Origin of the sequence: Rhodococcoides kyotonense, assembly GCF_001645385.1 — a bacterium.
Classification (GTDB): domain Bacteria; phylum Actinomycetota; class Actinomycetes; order Mycobacteriales; family Mycobacteriaceae; genus Rhodococcoides; species Rhodococcoides kyotonensis_B.
This window is the reverse complement of sequence record NZ_LVHI01000001.1, coordinates 209,922-230,360: the sequence shown is the minus strand read 5'-3', so window position 1 is coordinate 230,360 and position 20,439 is coordinate 209,922. Positions and strand designations below refer to the sequence as shown.

Annotated in this window: 17 protein-coding genes; all 17 read right to left on the bottom strand. The window is 66.8% G+C overall.

Annotated features, from left to right (window positions below):
• Positions 1-15: 15 nt before the first annotated feature.
• Complete coding sequence (locus A3K89_RS01090; protein ID WP_068420697.1) at positions 16-660, bottom strand: peptide deformylase; 645 nt, start codon at positions 658-660, stop codon at positions 16-18.
• Positions 657-3,791 (bottom strand): isoleucine--tRNA ligase, encoded by a 3,135-nt coding sequence (gene ileS, locus A3K89_RS01085; RefSeq protein WP_068420956.1) that lies wholly within the window; start codon positions 3,789-3,791, stop codon positions 657-659. The genes A3K89_RS01090 and ileS overlap by 4 nt, the downstream gene beginning before the upstream one ends.
• Before the next feature lie 291 nt (positions 3,792-4,082).
• The gene (locus tag A3K89_RS25920; protein ID WP_165839562.1) at positions 4,083-4,253 is read right to left on the bottom strand and encodes a hypothetical protein; all 171 of its coding nucleotides are present in this window, start codon (positions 4,251-4,253) and stop codon (positions 4,083-4,085) included.
• An 84-nt stretch (positions 4,254-4,337) separates the two neighbouring features.
• Positions 4,338-5,195: a DivIVA-like cell division protein Wag31 gene (wag31, locus tag A3K89_RS01080; RefSeq protein ID WP_068420695.1), complete on the bottom strand. Its 858-nt coding sequence runs from the start codon at positions 5,193-5,195 to the stop codon at positions 4,338-4,340.
• Between the two features lie 160 nt (positions 5,196-5,355).
• Positions 5,356-5,643 (bottom strand): YggT family protein, encoded by a 288-nt coding sequence (locus tag A3K89_RS01075; RefSeq protein ID WP_068420693.1) that lies wholly within the window; start codon positions 5,641-5,643, stop codon positions 5,356-5,358.
• A 101-nt stretch (positions 5,644-5,744) separates the two neighbouring features.
• Entirely contained in the window at positions 5,745-6,410 is a 666-nt protein-coding gene (locus tag A3K89_RS01070; RefSeq protein ID WP_068420690.1) for a cell division protein SepF, read from the bottom strand.
• A gap of 135 nt (positions 6,411-6,545) precedes the next feature.
• A complete protein-coding gene (locus A3K89_RS01065; RefSeq protein ID WP_068420689.1) occupies positions 6,546-7,310 on the bottom strand; it encodes a YggS family pyridoxal phosphate-dependent enzyme in 765 nt (254 codons plus the stop codon).
• Positions 7,307-8,038 carry a peptidoglycan editing factor PgeF gene (gene pgeF, locus A3K89_RS01060; protein WP_068420687.1) on the bottom strand — a complete coding sequence of 244 codons (732 nt, stop codon included), beginning with the start codon at positions 8,036-8,038 and terminating at the stop codon, positions 7,307-7,309. The genes A3K89_RS01065 and pgeF overlap by 4 nt, the downstream gene beginning before the upstream one ends.
• Before the next feature lie 35 nt (positions 8,039-8,073).
• Positions 8,074-9,300: a cell division protein FtsZ gene (ftsZ, locus tag A3K89_RS01055; protein WP_068420685.1), complete on the bottom strand. Its 1,227-nt coding sequence runs from the start codon at positions 9,298-9,300 to the stop codon at positions 8,074-8,076.
• Positions 9,301-9,538: 238 nt separating this feature from the next.
• The gene (locus tag A3K89_RS01050) at positions 9,539-10,375 is read right to left on the bottom strand and encodes a cell division protein FtsQ/DivIB (RefSeq protein ID WP_254303366.1); all 837 of its coding nucleotides are present in this window, start codon (positions 10,373-10,375) and stop codon (positions 9,539-9,541) included.
• Complete coding sequence (gene murC / locus A3K89_RS01045; protein ID WP_068420952.1) at positions 10,372-11,859, bottom strand: UDP-N-acetylmuramate--L-alanine ligase; 1,488 nt, start codon at positions 11,857-11,859, stop codon at positions 10,372-10,374. The genes A3K89_RS01050 and murC overlap by 4 nt, the downstream gene beginning before the upstream one ends.
• Positions 11,860-11,894: 35 nt before the next feature.
• Positions 11,895-13,049, bottom strand: coding sequence for an undecaprenyldiphospho-muramoylpentapeptide beta-N-acetylglucosaminyltransferase (gene murG, locus A3K89_RS01040; RefSeq protein WP_068420683.1), 1,155 nt, complete (start codon positions 13,047-13,049; stop codon positions 11,895-11,897).
• Positions 13,046-14,515 (bottom strand): putative lipid II flippase FtsW, encoded by a 1,470-nt coding sequence (gene ftsW / locus A3K89_RS01035; protein WP_240930841.1) that lies wholly within the window; start codon positions 14,513-14,515, stop codon positions 13,046-13,048. The genes murG and ftsW overlap by 4 nt, the downstream gene beginning before the upstream one ends.
• Positions 14,512-15,948, bottom strand: a complete 1,437-nt coding sequence (gene murD, locus A3K89_RS01030) for a UDP-N-acetylmuramoyl-L-alanine--D-glutamate ligase (protein WP_084423516.1) — start codon at positions 15,946-15,948, stop codon at positions 14,512-14,514. Before murD ends, ftsW begins: the two co-directional genes overlap by 4 nt.
• A gap of 87 nt (positions 15,949-16,035) precedes the next feature.
• Positions 16,036-17,115, bottom strand: coding sequence for a phospho-N-acetylmuramoyl-pentapeptide-transferase (gene mraY / locus A3K89_RS01025; protein ID WP_068420681.1), 1,080 nt, complete (start codon positions 17,113-17,115; stop codon positions 16,036-16,038).
• 72 nt (positions 17,116-17,187) lie between these two features.
• Complete coding sequence (locus A3K89_RS01020) at positions 17,188-18,678, bottom strand: UDP-N-acetylmuramoyl-tripeptide--D-alanyl-D-alanine ligase (RefSeq protein ID WP_068420679.1); 1,491 nt, start codon at positions 18,676-18,678, stop codon at positions 17,188-17,190.
• Positions 18,675-20,273, bottom strand: coding sequence for a UDP-N-acetylmuramoyl-L-alanyl-D-glutamate--2,6-diaminopimelate ligase (locus A3K89_RS01015; protein ID WP_068420678.1), 1,599 nt, complete (start codon positions 20,271-20,273; stop codon positions 18,675-18,677). The genes A3K89_RS01020 and A3K89_RS01015 overlap by 4 nt, the downstream gene beginning before the upstream one ends.
• Between the last annotated feature and the right edge of the window lie 166 nt (positions 20,274-20,439).

The following is a 20,439-nucleotide window of genomic DNA, read 5'->3' as shown; positions in this document are numbered from 1 at the left end:
ACTTCCGACAGGTGATCATTCGTCGAGCGCGAAGCCCAACGCGGCGGCGGCCCGATGCGGCGACGCGTCCGCCCATCGGTCGACGTACACGTCGGTGGCGGCGATCGACCGCGTGACGGCCTTGTCCAGGTAGACGACGCCGTCGAGGTGGTCGGTCTCGTGCGCGACGATGCGCGCCGGCCAGCCGTGCAGCGTCTCGACCACCTCCCGCCCGTCGTGGTCGGTGCATTCGAGGCGAACGTCGGCTGCCCGCGACACGACCGCCTGATATCCCGGAACGCTCAGACACCCCTCGTAGAAAGAACGGCGCGCAGGCCCGATCTCGGCGTACGTCGGGTTCACCACCACGCGAAACGGCACCGGCGTCCGTTCGCGCACCGCGGCAACCTCGGGTGCGACGTCGTACTCGTCCTCGATCACGGCGATGCGTAACGGCACGCCGATCTGCGGAGCAGCCAGTCCCACGCCCGGTGCATCGCGCATCGTCTCGCGCATCACATCGATCACACGCCCCAGGGTGCGCGCTTCCAACTGACCGGTGTACGCCGACGCCGGAACCCGGAGGACCGGATCACCGACGGCGACGATCGGCACGACACCGTCACGCGCGGAGGACAACACCCGACGGACGATGCCCTCCACCGACTCCTCGATCGTCACTGCGCTCGTGTGATCCGAACACGCACACTCTCACCCAGGTCGACGCCGTCGGCACCGGGATCGCCGTCGACGATCGACAGCGCGAGGACCTCACCGGCGATCAGATCGCGGTGCGTGTCGAACCACTGCTGCCGGTCGGCCGGAATCGACGCGACGATCTCGATTCGATCCGACACGTCGAGACCGAGGCTGCGACGCGCATCCTGCAGTTCACGGATGCGGTCCTTGGCCCAGCCTTCGGCTTCGAGCTCGGCCGTCACCTGCGAGTCGAGCACCACGAGACCGGCGTTGCCCGGCAGCGCGGCCGTCGAATCCGGTTCGGCGGCAACCAGTTTGCGGGTGTACTCGGTCGGCAGCAGCTCGATTCCGGCGGCACTGACGGTGCCGCTCTCGTCCTCGGACCACTCCCCCGCCTTGACCGCCTTGATGACCTTCTGCACGTCCTTGCCGATGCGCGGGCCTGCGGCGCGCGCGTTCACGACGAGCTCGAACTTGCCGTGCACCGCGACGTCGTCGGTGAGATCGACCTTCTTGACGTTCACCTCGTCCGCGATGATGTCGGCGTAGGGACGCAGACGCTCGGCGTCCTCGGCGGCAACCGTGACCTCGGGCAACGGCAGCCGCACCCGCAGGTTCTGCGCCTTGCGCAGACCGAGCACGGTAGAGCAGACCGACCGCACCTCGTCCATCGAGCTCACCAGCTCGGGGTCCGACGGCAGATCCAGCTGCGCCGGCCAGTCCGCGAGGTGCACCGATCGACCACCCGTGAGACCGCGCCACACCACTTCGCTGATCAGCGGAAGCAGCGGCGCCGCAAGGCGTGTGAGCACCTCGAGCACCGTGTGCAACGTGTCGATAGCGTCGGAGTCCTCGCTCCAGAACCTCGAACGCGACCGTCGCACATACCAATTGGTGAGTGCGTCGCAGAACGTACGCAGTTCGTCGCACGCACCGGCGATGTCGTCGACCTCGAGAGCATCGGTGATGGCGTCCCGTGTCGCCGACAGTTTCGCGAGCACGTACCGGTCCAGGACGTGCGGCGAATCGGTACGCCACGTGCCCGGCTTGCCCGCATACAACTGCAGGAAGCTCCACGCGTTCCAGATCGGCAGCAACGCCTGGCGCACACCCTCACGGATGCCCTGCTCGGTGACGATCAGGTTGCCGCCGCGCAGGATCGGCGACGACATCAGGAACCAGCGCATCGCATCGCTGCCGTCCCGGTCGAACACCTCCTTCACGTCGGGGTAGTTGCCCTTGGACTTGCTCATCTTCAGTCCGTCGTCGCCCAGCACGATGCCGTGTGCCGCAACGGTCTTGAACGCGGGACGATCGAACAATGCCGTCGCCAGCACGTGCAGCGTGTAGAACCAGCCGCGCGTCTGACCGTTGTACTCGACGATGAAGTCGCCGGGGTTGTGCGTGTGGAACCAGTCTTCGTTCTCGAACGGAAAGTGCACCTGTGCGTACGGCATCGACCCGGATTCGAACCAGCAGTCCAGTACCTCGGGAACACGACGCATCGTCGACTTGCCCGTCGGATCGTCCGGGTTCGGACGCGTCAGGTCGTCGATGTACGGACGGTGCAGATCGTCCGGCCGCACGCCGAAGTCTCGCTCCAGATCGTCGAGACTGCCGTAGACGTCGATGCGCGGGTACTCGGGATCGTCCGACGTCCACACCGGAATCGGGCTGCCCCAGTAGCGGTTTCGGCTGATGTTCCAGTCTCGGGCACCTTCGAGCCACTTGCCGAACTGGCCGTCGCGGATGTGCTCGGGAACCCAGGTGATCTGCTGGTTCAGCTCGACCATGCGGTCGCGGAACTTCGTCACCGCGACGAACCACGACGGGACCGCCATGTAGATGAGCGGCTGACCCGACCGCCACGAGTGCGGGTAGGAGTGCTCGATGGTCTCGTGCCGCAGCAGCCGTCCCGACGCCTTGAGGTCCTTGATGATGACCGGGTTGGCGTCGAACACCATCAGGCCCTCGTACGGCGGTACGAGCGAGGTGAACTTGCCACCCGGGTCGAGCGGTTGCACGACCTCGATGCCGTTGGCTGTCGCGACATCCATGTCCTCTTCACCGAAAGCCGGTGCGAGGTGGACGATTCCGGTACCGGAATCGGTGGTGACGTACTCCGCGTCGAGGACCCGATGGGAATTCGGGTGCCCGAGGAAGAAGTCGAACGGCGGCGCGTACGTCAGTCCGACGAGATCGGCTCCGACGTGCTCGGACAGCACCTCCGGCTCGTCGCCGAGTTCACGCGCATAGTGTGCGACGCGTTCCGCCGCGAGCACGTAGCGTTCGCCGTCGCTTCCGCGGACCTGCACGTAGCGCACCTCGGGATGAACCGCGATCGCGAGGTTGGACGGCAACGTCCACGGCGTCGTCGTCCAGATGAGCGCGTTCGCGCCGTCCAGCACCGAGTCCGGCGCGGACAGTGGCATCGTGACGGTGACGGCCGGATCCTGACGCATCTTGTAGGCGTCGTCGAGGCGAGTTTCCTGGTTGGACAACGGCGTCTGCTCGTACCAGCTGTACGGGAGCACGCGGTAGCCCTGATAGATCAGGCCCTTGTCGTACAGGGTCTTGAACGCCCACATGACGGACTCCATGAAGTCCGTGTCCAGGGTCTTGTAATCGTTGTCGAAGTCGACCCACCGCGCCTGCCGGGTGACGTAGTCACGCCACTCGTCGGTGTACCGCAGCACCGACTGCTTGCAGTAGTCGTTGAACTTGGCGAGACCCATCTCGTCGATCTCGGACTTGTCCTTGATGCCGAGCTGCTTCTCTGCTTCCAGCTCGGCAGGCAGTCCGTGGCAGTCCCAGCCGAATCGACGCTCGACCTTCTTGCCTCGCATCGTCTGGAAGCGCGGTACGAGGTCCTTGACGTAACCCGTCAGCAGGTGCCCGTAGTGAGGAAGGCCGTTGGCAAAGGGAGGGCCGTCGTAGAAGACGAACTCCTCGGCGTCCGCGCGGTTCTCGACGCTCGCTCGGAACGTCCCGTCGGCGGCCCACGCCTCGAGAACCTTCTGCTCGAGTTCGGGGAACGAGACGCTACCGGCCTTGCTGCCGGCGTAGTCGACGAGCGGATACGACTCGCGCGACGAGGACTCGACGTCGGTCATGGTGGTCACTCCTCCGTGCCAACCGCTCGCGTGGAGCGGAACAAAGATTCGGCACGGGGACGACGTCGGCGTGTGGACGCCGATACCGCGGTACCACCCCGTTTGCACGAAGATCGTCAGACGATTCTCCGAGCCACTTTCCGTAACGGCTGTGACGGGCCGACCCGTTCGGTTCTACTGAGCGAGACGCGTGGTCCCGCCGTTCTTCCGAAGGCTCCCCGGTGATAGCCGGATCGACGCCTGACAACGATTGTAACGACGGATGCAAACCGGATCCCCGTCGGTGTTGCACTACCGATCGGGCGGGGTCTTCCTCCCGATCAACGCACCGGCGAGGAGCAGAACCGCACCGAGGACACACACCACGATGCAACCCCACGCCCACAGGACCGAGCCGGTCATCAACGCGATGACCAGCAACGCGAATCCGACCGCGGCCGCACACAGCGTCAGTACCAGCACGACCCACCCCGCTCCCGATGCGCCTCTCGGCGTTGTTCAGACCCGGGGTCGGCCGTGACGCACGACGCGTTCAGGCGAGCAACCTCAGTTGTTCCCCTTGGCGTACGACTGGCTGTACCCGGACGACTGATTGTCCTGGTTGAAGCTGTCCTGGCCGTTGTCGACGGGAAGAGCGGACGAGCGGTTCTCGAGCTCTTCGAGCTGCGACTCGAGGTAGGACTTCAGGCGAACACGGTATTCACGCTCGAACGTCTTGAGCTGCTCGATGCGGCCTTCGAGGACCGAGCGCTGCTCGTTGATCGTCGCCATGATCTCGGTGTGCTTGCGCTCTGCATCGGCCTGAAGGGCATCGGCCTTCTCCTTGGCCTGCCGGAGCTGCGTCTCGGAACGCGTCTGAGCGTCGGACAGCAACGACTCCGACTTCTGACGTGCATCGGACACCATCGCCTCGGACCGCGTGCGCGCGTCGGTGACGAGACGCTCGGCGTTGGTACGAGCGTTACCCAGCAACTGCTCGGACTCGGTCTTCGCGTCGCTCGTCAGGCGGTCGGCCATCTCCTGCGCGAGGCCGAGAATCTTCGCGGCCTGCATGTTCGAGTCTCCACCGCTCTGAGCTGCCGCAGGTGCGGGAGCAGGGGTGGGCGCCACGACGGGCGCAGGCTTCGGCGGCTCGACCGGGCGCTGAGGCTCGGGGACCTTCTGAACCGGAGCAGGCTGCTGCGAGGAGCCACCGCTCTGGCGAGCGTTGCTCTTGGCGTCGGACAGTTCCTGATCGAGTTCACCTACCCGCTGGCGCAGGTCTGCGTTCTCTTCGATGAGTCGCGACAACTCTTGCTCGACGAGATCGAGGAAGGCGTCTACCTCGTCTTCGTTGTAGCCGCGCTTACCGATCGGCGGCTTGCTGAACGCGACGTTGTGCACATCAGCTGGAGTCAGCGGCATGGAAGGATCCCTTCACGCGTCTTGAGGCGGTAGAGCAAGCATTCAGTTATATCCCATTCCACACGGTCCGGAACAAACAAACTGTAACTGGCGTCCATTCTGTCACATCGGTTTGCGCAGGTCGCGCGCGCCCCGAAGTCTTTCACCGAAGTATCGACTGCTACGACCCCAAACTCCGTACGACCGTCATCAGGATGAATACCCCGAACAACAAAACCATGATCGACAAGTCGAGACGAACCCCACCCAGGTTCACCGGCGGTATCAGACGGCGAAGCAGCTTGACCGGCGGATCGGTCACCGTGAATATCGCCTCGAGCAATACCACCACAATTCCCGACGGGCGCCAATCACGCGCGAACGTCCTGATGAATTCGACGATAATGCGGCCGATCAGCAGAAGCCAGAATATGAACAGAACGAAGTAGAGAACCGCGAACAAGGCCACAGCTCATACTCTGCCCGAAAAAAGCGGTTCGATCAAAGCGAGCAGGTCAGAGACCTGAAACGCTCGATCGAACCGCCGGGTATTTCACCTCGAAAATACGGTCACTGCTGGCTGTAGAAGCCGGTCTCGGCGATTCGACGTCGCTCCTGCGGCGACACGTCGATGTCCGCAGGCGACAGAAGGAACACCTTCGTCGCCACCTTGTCGAACGATCCGCGGAGAGCGAACGCAAGGCCCGCCGCGAAGTCCACGAGACGCTTGGCGTCGGCGTTGCTCATCTCGACCAGGTCCATGATGACGGGAGTGCCGTCACGGAAACGCTCACCGATCGTCCTGGCCTCGCTGTAATCGCGGGGACGCAGCGTGGTGATCTTCGACAGAGCGCTCTGGTCGTCGACGACCGGGCTGCGACGCGTCTCCGCGCGTACGTCCATTCGCGTGTCCACTGCCAGGTTGCCTCTCGTCGCGGCGCCTCGACCGACCGACGTCGGTCGCGAGGACCGACCGCCGATCGGCGCCAACGTCGGTGCCTGACGCGGGGCCTCGTAGTCGTCGTACTCGTCGTCGATGTCGTCGAGCTCCGCACGCGACGGGCGACGCGAGCTGAAGCTCGGCTTCGCGAACTCGCGGTCACCACGATCGTCGTCGGCGTACGGGTCGCGGCCGCGCGAGCCCCGATGCGTATCGGGCTCGTCCAGGTAGTCGTCCTCGTAGTCCGCGAGAGGAACCATGCCGAAGTACGCCTTGAACTTGTGCAGGGTGCTCATCAATCGTGCCTTCCGCTCAGTCTGGTCATTCCGCTGGCTCCACTCCGGATCAGTCTGGTTGTTCCGCCGGTTCGACTCCGGATCAGTCTGGTCATTCCGCTGGCTCCACTCCGGTCAGTGTGGTCAATCCGTGTGTCAGTTGTGACTGGAGTGATCCGTGGTCTGTACTGGCGAGGCTATCGGCCGAGAACCGAGTATTGCGGTTCCGACACGCACGCAAGTCGATCCATGTCGAACAGCGGACTCGAGATCGGACGTCATGCCGGCGGACAACTGCGTCGCACCGGGGTGGTCGGCGAGGATGTCGCGATGCAGCTGCGCGAGGTCGGCGAACGCGGCATCCGGGTCTGCACCGAGCGGCGGGACGGCCATCAGTCCCGCGAAGGACAGGTCGTGTCGCGATGCGACGTGGTCGGCGAGCGCTGCGAGGTCCGCGCGTTCGACACCACCTCGGTGCACGTCGCCGTCGAGACTCACCTGAATCAGCACGTTCAGCGGCGTCGTACGGTCGCCGTCGTCGTGCGCCCGTCGCACCGCCTTCTGGAGCGCGTCCACGAGTCGGTCGCTGTCGACCGAATGTATGGAATGCGCCCAGCGTGCAACGGCTCTGGCTTTGTTGCGTTGAAGGTGACCGATCATGTGCCACTTGGCGGGAGCGTCTGCGAACGTCTCGTGCAGCTCCGCCGCCTTCGCCGTCGCTTCCTGCTCCCGTGACTCTCCGAACTCGCGGCATCCGAGTCGGTACAGGATCTCGACGTCGCTCGCCGGGAAGAACTTCGTCACCGGCAGCAGCATGACGTCGTCGTGGCGCCCGGCGGCCTCGCATGCAGCGTGAAGACGCTCGCGGACGGCGGTCAACGCCGCCTCGATCTCCTGGACGCGGCCTGCCTCGGGAGTCACGACGCCTGCTCGCCCGCGGACGTGTCCATCCAGACCACACTGGCCAACCTGCCGGTCGGTGCTTCACGACGGTGGCTGAAGAGGGTCCGGTCCTCGATCGTGCACCGAGGATCGACCGCGACACCGGACACACCGGCGTCGAGCAGTTGCTTCCGGATCCCGGCCCGAATGTCGAGACCCGGCGTCTTGCGCACGGTGGTCGTCGCACTGCCGGGCAGGTGTTTCTCGACGTCCGCTTGCATGTGCGCGGGCACTTCGTACTGCCTGCCGCTGGCCGCGGGGCCGAGGAACGCGCCGATACGCGACAGTTCGGCGCCCTGCTCGACCATGACATCGAGAACGCGGGGAATGATGCCGATCCTGGCCCCCACTCGGCCTGCGTGCACCGCCGCGACGACACCCGCCTCCTCGTCGGACAGGAGAACCGGGACGCAGTCGGCGGTCAGCACGACCAGACCGAGGTCGGGCGTCGTCGTCACCAGAGCATCGGTGACCGGGACCGGCCCCACCGTCGACTCGTCGACGACGGCGACCGTTCGCCCGTGCACCTGCTCCATCCAGACGAGACGATCCGAGCCGAGCCCGAGCTCGCGACCGAGACGCTCACGATTGGCGGCCACGGCCGACGGCTCGTCGCCGACGTGGTCGCCGAGGTTGAAGCTGTCGAACGGAGGCGCCGAGACACCTCCGGCACGTGTGGTGGACACTCGACGTACCTTGAAACTCAGTGTTCTCGTTCCTCTCGTGCGCGCGTTCGCTCGTGTCAGCGACGCATGAACGAGGGTACGTCGACGTCATCGTCACCGTCGTCGTCGGAGACGGGAACGCGACGTCCCGAGTCACGGCTCGGCGGCTGGCTCGAACCGGGGCCGGACGTCGACAGCGGCGGAAGGTTGCTGCTCGTCGGAGCGCCGACGGGGTCACGGAACACCGCACCCGACTCGGTCGACTCCTGCCCACGCGAGGACACCTCGCCCGATCGAGCCGACCCGATGGGGCCGCGTCCCGACGCGGGAGCTGCCTCGACGGGACGACGCGTCGGCGTACCGCCGTCGAACCCGGCCGCTATGACGGTGACGCGCACCTCGTCGCCGAGCGAGTCGTCGATGACGGTGCCGAAGATGATGTTGGCGTCGATGTGGGCTGCTTCCTGAACGAGCGAGGCAGCTTCGTTGATCTCGAACAGACCGAGGTCGGATCCACCCGCGATCGACAGCAGCACCCCGCGAGCACCTTCCATCGACGCTTCGAGCAGCGGTGAATTGATCGCAGCCTCGGCAGCTTTGATGGCGCGACCTTCACCGCGGGACGACCCGATACCCATCAACGCGCTGCCTGCACCGGACATCACGCCCTTGACGTCGGCGAAGTCGACGTTGATCAGACCCGGGGTGGTGATGAGGTCCGTGATGCCCTGCACGCCGTTGAGGAGCACCTCGTCGGCGCTGCGGAACGCGTCCATCAGGCTGACGGCCGCGTCGCCGAGCTGGAGCAGACGGTCGTTCGGAATGACGATGAGCGTGTCGCAGGACTCGCGGAGCTGCTGGATGCCCGAGTCGGCCTGGCCGCCGCGTCGCTTGCCCTCGAACGAGAACGGACGCGTCACGACGCCGACGGTCAGTGCACCGAGCTTGCGTGCGATGTTCGCGACGACGGGGGCGCCACCGGTTCCGGTTCCACCACCCTCACCGGCCGTGACGAACACCATGTCGGCACCCTTGAGTACCTCTTCGATCTCGTCCTTGTGGTCGTCGGCAGCCTTGCGACCGACCTCGGGGTCGGCACCTGCGCCGAGTCCGCGCGTGAGTTCGCGACCGACATCGAGCTTGACGTCGGCGTCGCTCATCAGCAGCGCTTGCGCGTCGGTGTTCACCGCGATGAACTCGACTCCCTTGAGTCCCTGTTCGATCATGCGGTTGACCGCGTTAACGCCGCCGCCGCCGATGCCGACGACCTTGATTACGGCGAGGTAGTTGTGCGGGGGCGTCATGGGCTCTCGCCTTCCGTATTGACTGATGAAGCTGATTGCTGTGTGGTCCGTGGTTCTGCTGGTGTCGAAGTCTCGACGGAAACCCTCAACCTCAACCACAGGCTCAGTGTTATGTCAAGTATTCGACTGGAGGGAACGCTATGCATCGGTGCCACCATCCGCCGTTAGGCGCGCCGAGCGACACCGAAGAAATTGTGATTCGTGTGTCGCGTGGGATTCGGACCGATGTAAGGACAATCTACTTGGTCGTCGGAAGGTCCGGACTCGAGACGTCCAGTATCTGTCCGGGCTGCGACATGAGAGCAAGAGCCACAGCGGATTTCCGCTCGGCATTGTCTCGGTTGCCCCACACCAGCGTTCGTCCGTCGAGCAGCAGCATCGACACGTCCGAGATCGACGACGCGCGCACCTCCCCGACCATGCCGCGCAACGATTCCGGAAGCGAATCGAGCACTGCCAGAGCGCTTTCCGTTGCCGGATCGTCGACGCCGGGAGTGTCGGTGACCAGACGCACCGTCCCCGGCGGCGGCGGTGCGACCGCGAAGTCGACGCCGTCGGAATCGAGAAGGTGTGTGCCGTCCGGTTGGTCGACGAACACCACCGCAACGCGCTCGACGACGGTGACGCGCACCGTCGATGGGTACATGCGTTGCACACGGGCCGACGCCAGCGCGGGAATTCCCGCGACGCGTTGCGCCGCGGCACCCGTGTCGACGTGAACGAGGCGTTCCCCCAGCGGAATCGCCAGATCGCCGACGATCTCCTCGCTCGAGACGGACGAGTTCCCGTCGACCTCGATCGACCGCACCGTCAACAACGGGGTGAAGTAGACGGCGATCACGCCCGCGACGATCACGGCGACGACCGCCGACGCGATCAGGAGCCCGCGTCGACGAGATCGCTTGACCCGCCGGCGTTCTTCCTCGCGCGCGGCACGTCGGCGTTCGCGGTCGAGCGCCTCGGGTGACGGATCGGCTGCGACATCTTCGGAATTGCGCGACCGTGCTCGACGCCGATCGCGTCGGTTCGCGTCGGTGCCGGGCGGTCGTTCGGACCGCCCCGAGCGAGCATTCACTCCGATGCCTGGCGTTGCCCAGTTCGAAAGTCGGTCTTCGAACGCAACGCGTCGAGTATCGGCCCGGCCAGCATGGTGACGTCACCCGCACCCATCGTGATGACGACGTCGCCCGGCGCGGCCAGCCCGGCGACCTGCTTCGCGACGAGCGACAGATCCGGCTGATAGTTCACCGGCGTGGTGACCGCGGCGGCGACCAAGGCTCCGGTGACACCGGGCAGCGGTTCCTCGCGGGCACCGTAGACATCGAGCACGACGACCTCGTCGGCGAGACTGAGCGCGGCGCCGAACTCCGACGCGAACGTCTCGGTCCGCGAGTAGAGATGCGGCTGGAACACCACGACGACACGTCCGCGCTCGCCGTTCTCCCCTGCCGCGCTGGCTACCAGCTGCTGCGCTGCGGTGAGCACCGCTCGAACTTCGGTGGGGTGATGCGCGTAGTCGTCGAACACCCGGATGCCGTGCTCGCGACCGCGAATCTGGAACCGTCGGTGCACGCCTCCGAAGCCGGCGAGGCCCGCGAGAAGGTCGTCGATGTCCGCACCGACCTGCAAGCCGGCGGTGAATGCACCCAACGCGTTCGACGCCGTGTGCCGTCCGGGCACGCCCAGCCGCAGCGTGCGCGGCTTGTCCTCCCCCGCGACGAGCAACTGCGCGACGCCACCCGCGTCTTCGGGCTCCCAGCCGAGCAGCCGGACGGCCATTTCGACGTCCCCCGCGTCGACATCCTCGGATCCGTACCCGAGAACCCGAACGCCGGGAATCGCGCGGGCGTGCACTCGCTTGGCGAGCGCAGCCGAGCCCGGATCGTCCATGCACGCCACGAGGACACCGCCCTCGCCGAGCCTGGCGACGAAGTCGTCGAACACCTGGACGTACTTCTCGGCGGTGCCGAAGTAATCGAGGTGATCGGCCTCGATGTTGGTGACGATGACGACGTTCGGCGAATACTGCAGCAGCGACCCGTCGCTCTCGTCGGCCTCGGCGACGAACACGTCTCCGCTGCCGTGATGCGCGTTGGTTCCGGCTTCGTTGAGCTCGCCGCCGACCGCGAACGACGGATCGAAGCCGCAGTGCTGCAGCGCGACGACCAGCATCGACGTCGTCGACGTCTTGCCGTGCGTGCCGGACACCAGCAGGGTGCGGTAGCCCTCCATCAACGACGACAGCACGGCCGGGCGCAGCACGACCGGAATTCCGCGCTTGCGCGCCTCGACGAGCTCGGGATTGGTCTTGGGAATGGCGGCGTGCGTCGTGACGACGACGGTGGGTCCGCCGGGCAGGATGTCGAGCGCCGACGCGTCGTGCCCGATCCGCACTTCGGCGCCGCGGGCACGCAGCGCGAGTACGCCCCGGCTCTCCTTGGCGTCCGAGCCGGACACTTGTCCGCCGCGGGCGAGCAGAATACGGGCGATACCGGACATGCCGGCTCCGCCGATGCCGACCATGTGTACCCGCTCGAGCTCTGCGGGAAGCTCGGACATGTCCGTCCCTTCGGTCATCACGTCCCCTTCGGTCTTCACGTCGCGAGCGCGCCGTTCTCGTGTGCCGACGCGACGTCGAGCACGATCTTCGCGACGGTCGCCGCCGCGTCGCGGTGGCCTGCCCCGGCCGCGTTTCGCGCCATGGACCCGAGCCGCTCGGGATCGGTGATCAGGCCGACGATCTCCGTCGCCACGAAATTCTCGTTCATCTGCGCGTCGGTCACCAACAAACCTCCACCGGCGTCGACGACCGGCCGCGCGTTCAGCTCCTGCTCACCGTTTCCGTGTGGCAAAGGAACGTACACCGCGGGCAGTCCGGTCGCGGACACCTCGGCGACGGTCATCGCGCCCGAGCGGCAGACGGCGAGATCGGCTGCGGCGTACGCCAGATCCATCCGATCGACGTACGGCACGGCCACGTACGGCGCGCTGGGGTCGGTGGGTCCGACGTCGACGGTGTTCTTCGGGCCGTGTGCGTGCAGAACCGACACCTTCGCGTCGGCGAGTGCCGACGCGGCCCCGGACACCGCCTGATTGAGCGACCTGGCACCCTGCGATCCGCCGAACACCAGCAGCACCGGCCCCTCGGCGGGAAGACCGAAGTGCTCACGCGCCGCGGCACGGGACGCGACGCGGTCCAACCCGGTGATGGTCGGCCGCACCGGGATTCCGACGATTTCGGCATCCCGGGCGCCGCGCATCGAGACACCGGATCCGGGCACGGCCGCGAGGACACGCGTCGCGAGCCGGGCTCCGACCTTGTTCGCTATACCTGCGCTCGCATTCGCCTCGTGCACGACGATCGGTACGGAACGACGCTTGCCGAGACCACCGCGTGCCGCCAGGTACGCAGGCAGTGCCACGTATCCCCCGAATCCGACGAGCACGTCGGCGTCGGCATCCTTCAGCGCCTTCCGCGTGCGTCGGACCGATGCGACGACGCGCCCGGGCAGCTTCAGCAGGTCCACCGTCGGCTTACGCGGAAGCGGGACCGGCGGAATCAGTTCGAGTCGATAGCCGCGCGCCGGCACGAGCGTGGTCTCGAGGCCACGAGATGTGCCGAGCGCGGTGATACGGACATCGGGATCGAGCTCGCGCAGCGCATCGGCAACAGCCATCGCCGGCTCGATGTGACCCGCGGTTCCCCCTCCCGCGAGGACGACGGACTTCGGACTCGTACGTACGTTCACCGTCCGTATCCTCGCCCATCCGGATGTCGGCGTTGCATCCCGGGTTGCCGTGCAGACCGCCGACTCGGTTCGGGCTGGCGTCCGCCGGACGGCACCCGACCGTCCCTACCAGCACGAACACCTGCGTCGGCGCGCACGGGACGTCTGGCGTCCCCGGCGCGCTGCTCGAGCGAGCGGCGCGCACGACCGTCGAGGGCAGGCCGCGTCGACTTCGACCGTGCGGCTGCCGCGCGCATCGGCGAGAACGACGACGGCATCGGCAGGCGCAGGACACGGTCGAGTCGGCTGTCGTGGCCCGCGTGCAGCGCGGCGATCGCCTCGGGCTCGTGCCGCGCGGCGTTCGCGATGATGCCGAACATCAACAGCGTGATCGCCGTCGACGAACCGCCGTACGAGACGAGCGGCAACTGCAGACCGGTCACCGGAAGCAGACCGACGACGTATCCGATGTTGATCATCGCCTGCGCGAAGATCCAGGTGGTGGACCCGGCAGCCAGCAGTCGAAGGAATGGATCGACCGACCGCATCGCGATGCGCAGGCCCGTGAAGACGAACAGCGCGAACAGTCCGAGGACGGCCATGCATCCGATGAAACCGAGTTCTTCGCCGATGATCGCGAAGATGAAGTCGTTGTGCGCGTTCGGGAGGTAGCTCCACTTGGCGCGACTCTGCCCGAGACCCACACCGAACGGTCCGCCGTCCGCGAGCGAGAACTTGGCCTGGTTCGACTGATATCCGAGGCCCTGGGGATCGTCACCGGGATTGAGCCACGCCTTGATGCGGTTCGATCGGTAGCCTGCCGTGAACGCGAGCACGGTCGCCGCGGCCAGACCGCCGCCCAGGATGATCGCGAACAGGCGCGCATTGAGACCGGCGTACCACAACAGCGACACGAGGATGATGCCGACCGCGATCGCCGTACTGAGGTTGGGCTGGAGCACGATGAGCCCGGCCATCAGCAGCGCTGCCGGAACCAACGGGATCAACAGCGACTTCAGGCTCGCGTGCTCACTGCGCCGGGATGCCAGGATGTGCGCGCCCCAGAGCACGAGCGCGACCTTCGCCAGCTCCGACGGCTGGAACGAGACGCCCGCGACGTTGAACCACCGGCGCGCGCCGTCCGCTCCCTCGGATCCGATGCCCGGTATCAGGACCATCATCAGCAGCACGATCGACAGGCAGAACACCGGGAACGAGATCTTGCGCAGAAAGCGCACGGACATTCGCAGTGCGATGTAGAACGCGACGACGCCGAGACCCACACCGATCAGCTGCTGGGTGAACAGCGAGTACGCCGACCCGTCGGCTGCATACGCCTCCGCGGCCGAGGACGACAACACCATCACCAGGCCGAGCAGCGTCAGCAGCGCCGCGACCGTGACGATCAGGTGGAACGACGCGAGAGGCCGTCCGAGCCACACTCCGACCCTGGCGCGTGCTCCGGCGCGCGGGGTGCCGGTGCTCATGACTGCTCGCCGCCGTCGACCACATCGGAGTCGGTGAGCGCCGAGACCGCATCGGCGAAACTGCGACCGCGATGCCCGTAGTCGACGAACATGTCGAGAGACGCCGCAGCAGGCGCGAGGAGGACGGTGTCTCCGGGTTCGGCTCGGCGGGCGGCTTCGCGCACGACGGCCTGCATCACTACATCAGCATCTTCAGCCACACGAGTCACATCAGCATCGTCTCCCGTCGAGAACGTCACGACGGGAACATCCGGCGCGTGTCGCGCCACAGCCTCTGCGATCTGCGTCCCATCACGGCCCATGACGAGCGCCGCGGCGAGCCTCGGAGCTACTTCGGCAACCAATTCGTCGACCGCCGCACCCTTGAGCAACCCTCCGGCGATCCAGACGATGCGGTCGTACGCGAGCAGCGACGACCGCGCGGCATGCGGGTTGGTGGCCTTCGAGTCGTCGACGAACGTCACGCCCGCAACGGTTCGTACGACCGCGTTGCGATGCGGCCCGACCTGATAGGAACGCAGCCCGTCCGCAACCGTGTCGGGCGCAATGCCGATCGCCCGCGTCACTGCAGCCGCAGCGAGCGCATCCATGACGCCCGCGGGTCCCGCAGGATGCACGTCGTCGACCGAGATCAACGACGTGTGCTCGGCGAACGCACGATCGACGAGATCGGAACCCACGACGCCCAGCTCGCCGACCGACGGCTCACCCAGGCGAAATCCGACGACGCGTTCGGCGGGTGAATCCGAGGCCAGTGACGCGGCCCGCGCGTCGTCGAGGCCCACCACGGCGACGCGCCCCGTCAACGCGCCCGCCTTCGCGCGAACGTAGCCGTCCATACCGCCGTGCCAATCCAGATGATCCTCGGCGATGTTCAGCACGACGCCCGCCTCCGGACGCACCGACGGTGCCCAGAAGAGCTGGAACGACGACAGCTCGACGGCCAGCGCGGCCGGATGCGGATCCCGACGCAACGCGTCGAGCACCGGGAGGCCGATGTTGCCGCACGCCGCACTCTCGATCCCTGCCGACTCCAGTATCGACGCCACCATCGACGTCGTGGTCGTCTTGCCGTTCGTGCCGGTGACGACGAGCCACTGCGTCGGCGGTCCGTACAGCCCGGCCCTGTCGATGCGCCACGACAGCTCGATGTCACCCCAGATCGGGATGCCGCGACCGGCTGCCGCGGCGAGCACCGGCGAGTCGACGCGCAATCCCGGGCTCGTGACGACGAGGGCGATGTCGTCGAACGATGCCGGGTTCGCCAATAGATCGTCCTGCAGTATTCCTCGGGCACCGAGCGTTTCCGCCTTCGCGACAGCGCCGGAGTCGGAGTCGGTGACCAGGACGTGAGCACCGAGATCCTGCAGCGGCGGGACCGTCGCAAGCCCGGAGACCCGTCCGCCCGCCACGAGCACGGTGCGCCCGCGCAGTCGCGTCAGATCCTCGTCGTCGAGCGCGCGAAGTCGTGTCTGTCTCCCTGGTCGTTCCTGCGGGCTCCACTCCTGCGTCACTGGGCCCTACCCTCCGACTGCCGCGAGATATTCGCTGTAGAACAACGCGAGACCGACCGCCGAGGAGATCGCCGCCAGCAGCCAGAACCGGATGATGACCGTGGTTTCCGCCCATCCCCCGAGTTCGAAGTGGTGGTGGATCGGGGCCATCCGGAACACGCGTCGCCTACTCGATCGGAAGACGGCTATCTGGATCAGAACCGATGCAGCCTCGGCGACGAACAGAGCACCGATGACGACCATGATGAGTTCGGTGCGCGTCACGATGGACAGTCCGGCGAGCAGACCGCCGAGGGCGAGCGAGCCGGTGTCACCCATGAAGATCTTGGCCGGGGCCGCGTTCCACCACAGGAACCCGATGCACGCGCCTGCCGCGGACGCGCAGATCAGCGCCAGGTCCAACGGGTCGCGCACGTCGTAGCAGCCCGGGCCCGGGCTGGTGGAGCATGCCTGACGGTACTGCCAGAACGTGATGACGGTGTACGCGCCGAGCACGAGTGTCATCGATCCCGCGGCGAGGCCGTCGAGGCCGTCGGTCAGGTTCACCGCGTTCGACCACGCGCTGACCAGCAGGTAGCAGAACAGGATGAAGACGACGGAACCCATGCTGACCGTCGCGATGTCGCGGACGTACGACAACTGTGTGCTGCCAGGGGTGAGGCCGTTCGGGCCGCGGAACTGCAACGCGAGAATGCCGAAGATGACCGCGGCGAACAGCTGGCCGACGAGCTTGGCCGTCTTGTTCAGGCCGAGGTTGCGACGCTTGCGAATCTTGATGAAGTCGTCGAGAAAGCCGACGAGGCCGAGGACCGTCGTCAACCCCAGCACGAGAAGTGCCGACGCCGACGGGCCGTCGGCGTCGTACGCGATGCCGATGAGGTGCGAACCCCAGTAGCCCGCCCAGAGGCCGGCCAGGATGGCCATGCCGCCCATCGTCGGGGTGCCGCGCTTGGACTGATGACTCGCCGGGCCCTCGACCCGGATCTCCTGGCCGAAACCTTGCCTGGAGAACGCCTTGATCAGCACTGGCGTCAGCAGGATCGCCACAGCGAGCGCAATGCCTCCGGCGAAGAGGATCTGTCTCACTGCGTTGCCTCCGGTGTCATCGTCTGTCTCTCCCCGTCCCGCTCACTGACCGTCTTCACTGCTGCATCGTCGTCACTGCTGGACCCCGTCCGACAGAAGCGCGTCGGCGACCGTCCACAGACCCACGGATTGCGACGCCTTCACCAGGACGACGTCGCCCGGTGCCACCTCGGACCGCAACACCTCGATGGCCGACGCGTCGTCGGGCACGAGCATGGACTCCTCGCCCCACGAACCTTCCATCACGGCACCTTGATGCATGGCCCTCGTCGACCGTCCGGACTCCACGATGATCAACCGGCTGACGTCCAGCCGTACGGCGAGTCGCCCGATCGCATCGTGCTCGATGATCGATTCTTGCCCGAGTTCGGCCATTTCGCCGAGCACGGCCCACGTGCGCCTGCGCGGACCGTCGTCGGACCGCGACATCGACACGAGCGCCTTGAGCGCGGCCCGCATCGAGTCCGGGTTGGCATTGTAGGAATCGTTGACGACGGTGACGCCGTCAGCTCGGGTGCGCACGTCCATGCGACGCACCGACGCGGCTGCCGCACCGGACAGAGCCGTCGAGATCTGCTCGAGGGTTGCACCGCATTCGAGAGCGACGGCGGCAGCGGACAACGCGTTGCCGATCTGATGTTCTCCGTGGACGGCGAGTGCGATGTCGATCTCCCCGTCCGCTGTCACGAGAGTGAAGCGCGCCCGCGCGTCGGCGTCGAGCCGGACATTCGTTGCGCGGATGTCGGCGTCCGACGAGAGGCCGACCGTCACGACGCGAGCCCGGGTGCGCGACTGCATCTCGAGCACGAGTGTGTCGTCGGCGTTCAGAACCGCGACTCCCCCATCGGCTGCGCTCGGAAGAGCCTCGACCAGTTCGCCCTTGGCCAGCGCGATGTTCTGGCGCGATCCGAACTCGCCGAGATGCGCGGTTCCGACATTGAGGACGACGCCGATGCGCGGCGGCGCGGTACGTGCCAGCGACGCGACGTGGCCTACCCCGCGCGCCGACAGTTCCAGCGCGAGGAACGTGGTCTGCTCGTCGGCGCGCAGAGCGGTCCACGGATGACCCAGTTCGTTGTTGAAGGACCCCGGCGGTGCGACGACCGACCCCAGTGGCGCCAGCACCGACGCCAACAGGTCTTTCGTCGACGTCTTGCCCGACGACCCGGTCACGCCCACGACAGTGAGCCCGGTCTTCGCGCTCAGCTCCATCACCGACGCGCGTGCGAGCGTCGCCAATGCCGCCAGCACGGCAGCGCCCGAACCGTCGTGATCGTGTTCGAGGGCCATGGCCCGGCCGTCGTGCGGTGTCGGCTCGACGACGATCGCAGGTACGCCGATGGGGCGTGCAGCCAGAACCGCGACGGCACCTGCGTCGATCGCCGCCGCGGCGTGATCGTGTCCGTCGACGCGGGCGCCGGGCAGCGCGAGGAACAAGCCCCCGGCCGTCACTTTGCGCGAGTCGAACTCGACTGTGCCGTCGACCACGAGGTTCGGGTCGGGCACGTCGTGCAGGGTTCCGCCGACCACGTCGGCGATCTGCTGCAACGTCAGGGAAATCACGATGTCACTCCGGATTCTGCGTGGATCCTGCGGTCGATGGCGTCGGCGAGGACCTGCCTGTCGTCGAACGGGTGCTTGACGCCCGCGACCTCTTGTCCGGTCTCGTGGCCCTTGCCCGCGACGAGCACCACGTCGCCTGCCTGCGCCCACTGCACGGCTTCGGCGATCGCGTCGGCGCGGCCACCGACGTTGCGAACCTCGCCGCGCACGTGCGCGTCGACGGCAAGCGCCCCGGACGCGACGGCCTCACGTATTGCGGCCGGGTCCTCCGAGCGTGGGTTGTCGTCGGTGACCACCAGCAGATCCGCGCCTCGAGCGCCGGCGGCACCCATGAGCGCGCGTTTTCCCGTGTCTCGATCGCCTCCTGCGCCGAGAACCACTGCGATACGTCCGCGGCTCTGCGCTCGCAGCGTCTCGATGACGGCTTCGACCGCGGCCGGCTTGTGTGCGTAGTCGACGACGGCGAGGAAGTCCTGTCCGCGTTCGATGCGCTGCACTCGTCCCGGCACGTCGACGGCGGCCATGCCCGCGATCGCGCGGTCGACGTCGACCCCGGCGGCCGCGCACACCGCGGCGGCGAGAACGGCGTTGGCGACGTTGTACCGCCCCGGCAGGCGAATCGACGCCGGGTGCCGTTCACCGGACGGATCGACGACGGTGAAGCTCTGCGATCCGTCGTCGTTCGTCGCGGCGTCGGCGACGGTCCAGTCGGACTCGGCGCCGACCGAGGCGGTGACGACGGCCGAGCCTGCAGACAGGGCGATCTCGGCCATTCGCTTGCCCCAGACGTCGTCCACACAGACCGCGGCGGACCGGGTGTGGACGGACGAATCGGCGGCGAACAACCGCGCCTTGGCCTGGAAGTAGTCCTCCAGCGAGTCGTGGAAGTCCAGGTGGTCCTGGGAGAGGTTCGTGAACGCCCCGACGGAGAACACGGTGCCGTCGACGCGTCCGAGGGACAACGCGTGACTGGACACCTCCATCACGACGGTGTCGATGCCCTGCTCGCGCATGACGGCGAACAGTGCGTGCAACCGCGGGGCCTCGGGGGTGGTCAGCGCACTGGGCACGCGAGATCCGGCGATCTTGGTCTCGATGGTGCCGATCAATCCGGTGACCTTCCCTGCCGCGGTCAGTGCCGCCTCGAGAAGGTACGACGTGGTGGTCTTACCCGACGTGCCGGTGATACCGATGACCGTCATGTGTTCCGACGGGTTGCCGTAGACGAGCGCGGAGACGGCGCCGAGTACCGCGCGAGGCGCGTCGTGCACGAGGACCGGTACCGGTATCTCGGTGAACGTCCGACGCACGATGTCGAGGCCTGCCGGATCGGTGAGTACCGCTGCCGCGCCGCGCTCGAGCGCGTCGGCGACGAATGTCGCACCGTGCACGGACGATCCGGGAAGCGCGGCGAACAGGTCTCCGTCTCGAATGTCCTGGGCGCGAAGGTCGACGCCGGTGACAGCTCGGCGCGTCGACGAGGCCGACGCGACTTCCGAGGCGCCCGATGCGGCGGCGATGTCGTCGAGCGACGTCTGCGGCGGCCGAGAGGGGCGAGTGTCGGACGGAGCCGACCCTGGTGCTGGCACGGGCACTGTGCTCCTTTCTGCTCGGGCTGTGAGGTGGTCGCGGCGACCGAGAATCTCACCTGATACGGCCGAGCGTGACAGCGTCCGTATCCGGACTCGGCCGACGAGTCAGGTTACCGGCGAGTCCGTCCTCGACGTGAAACGGGACGTGCCGTCGATGCTGGATCGTGAC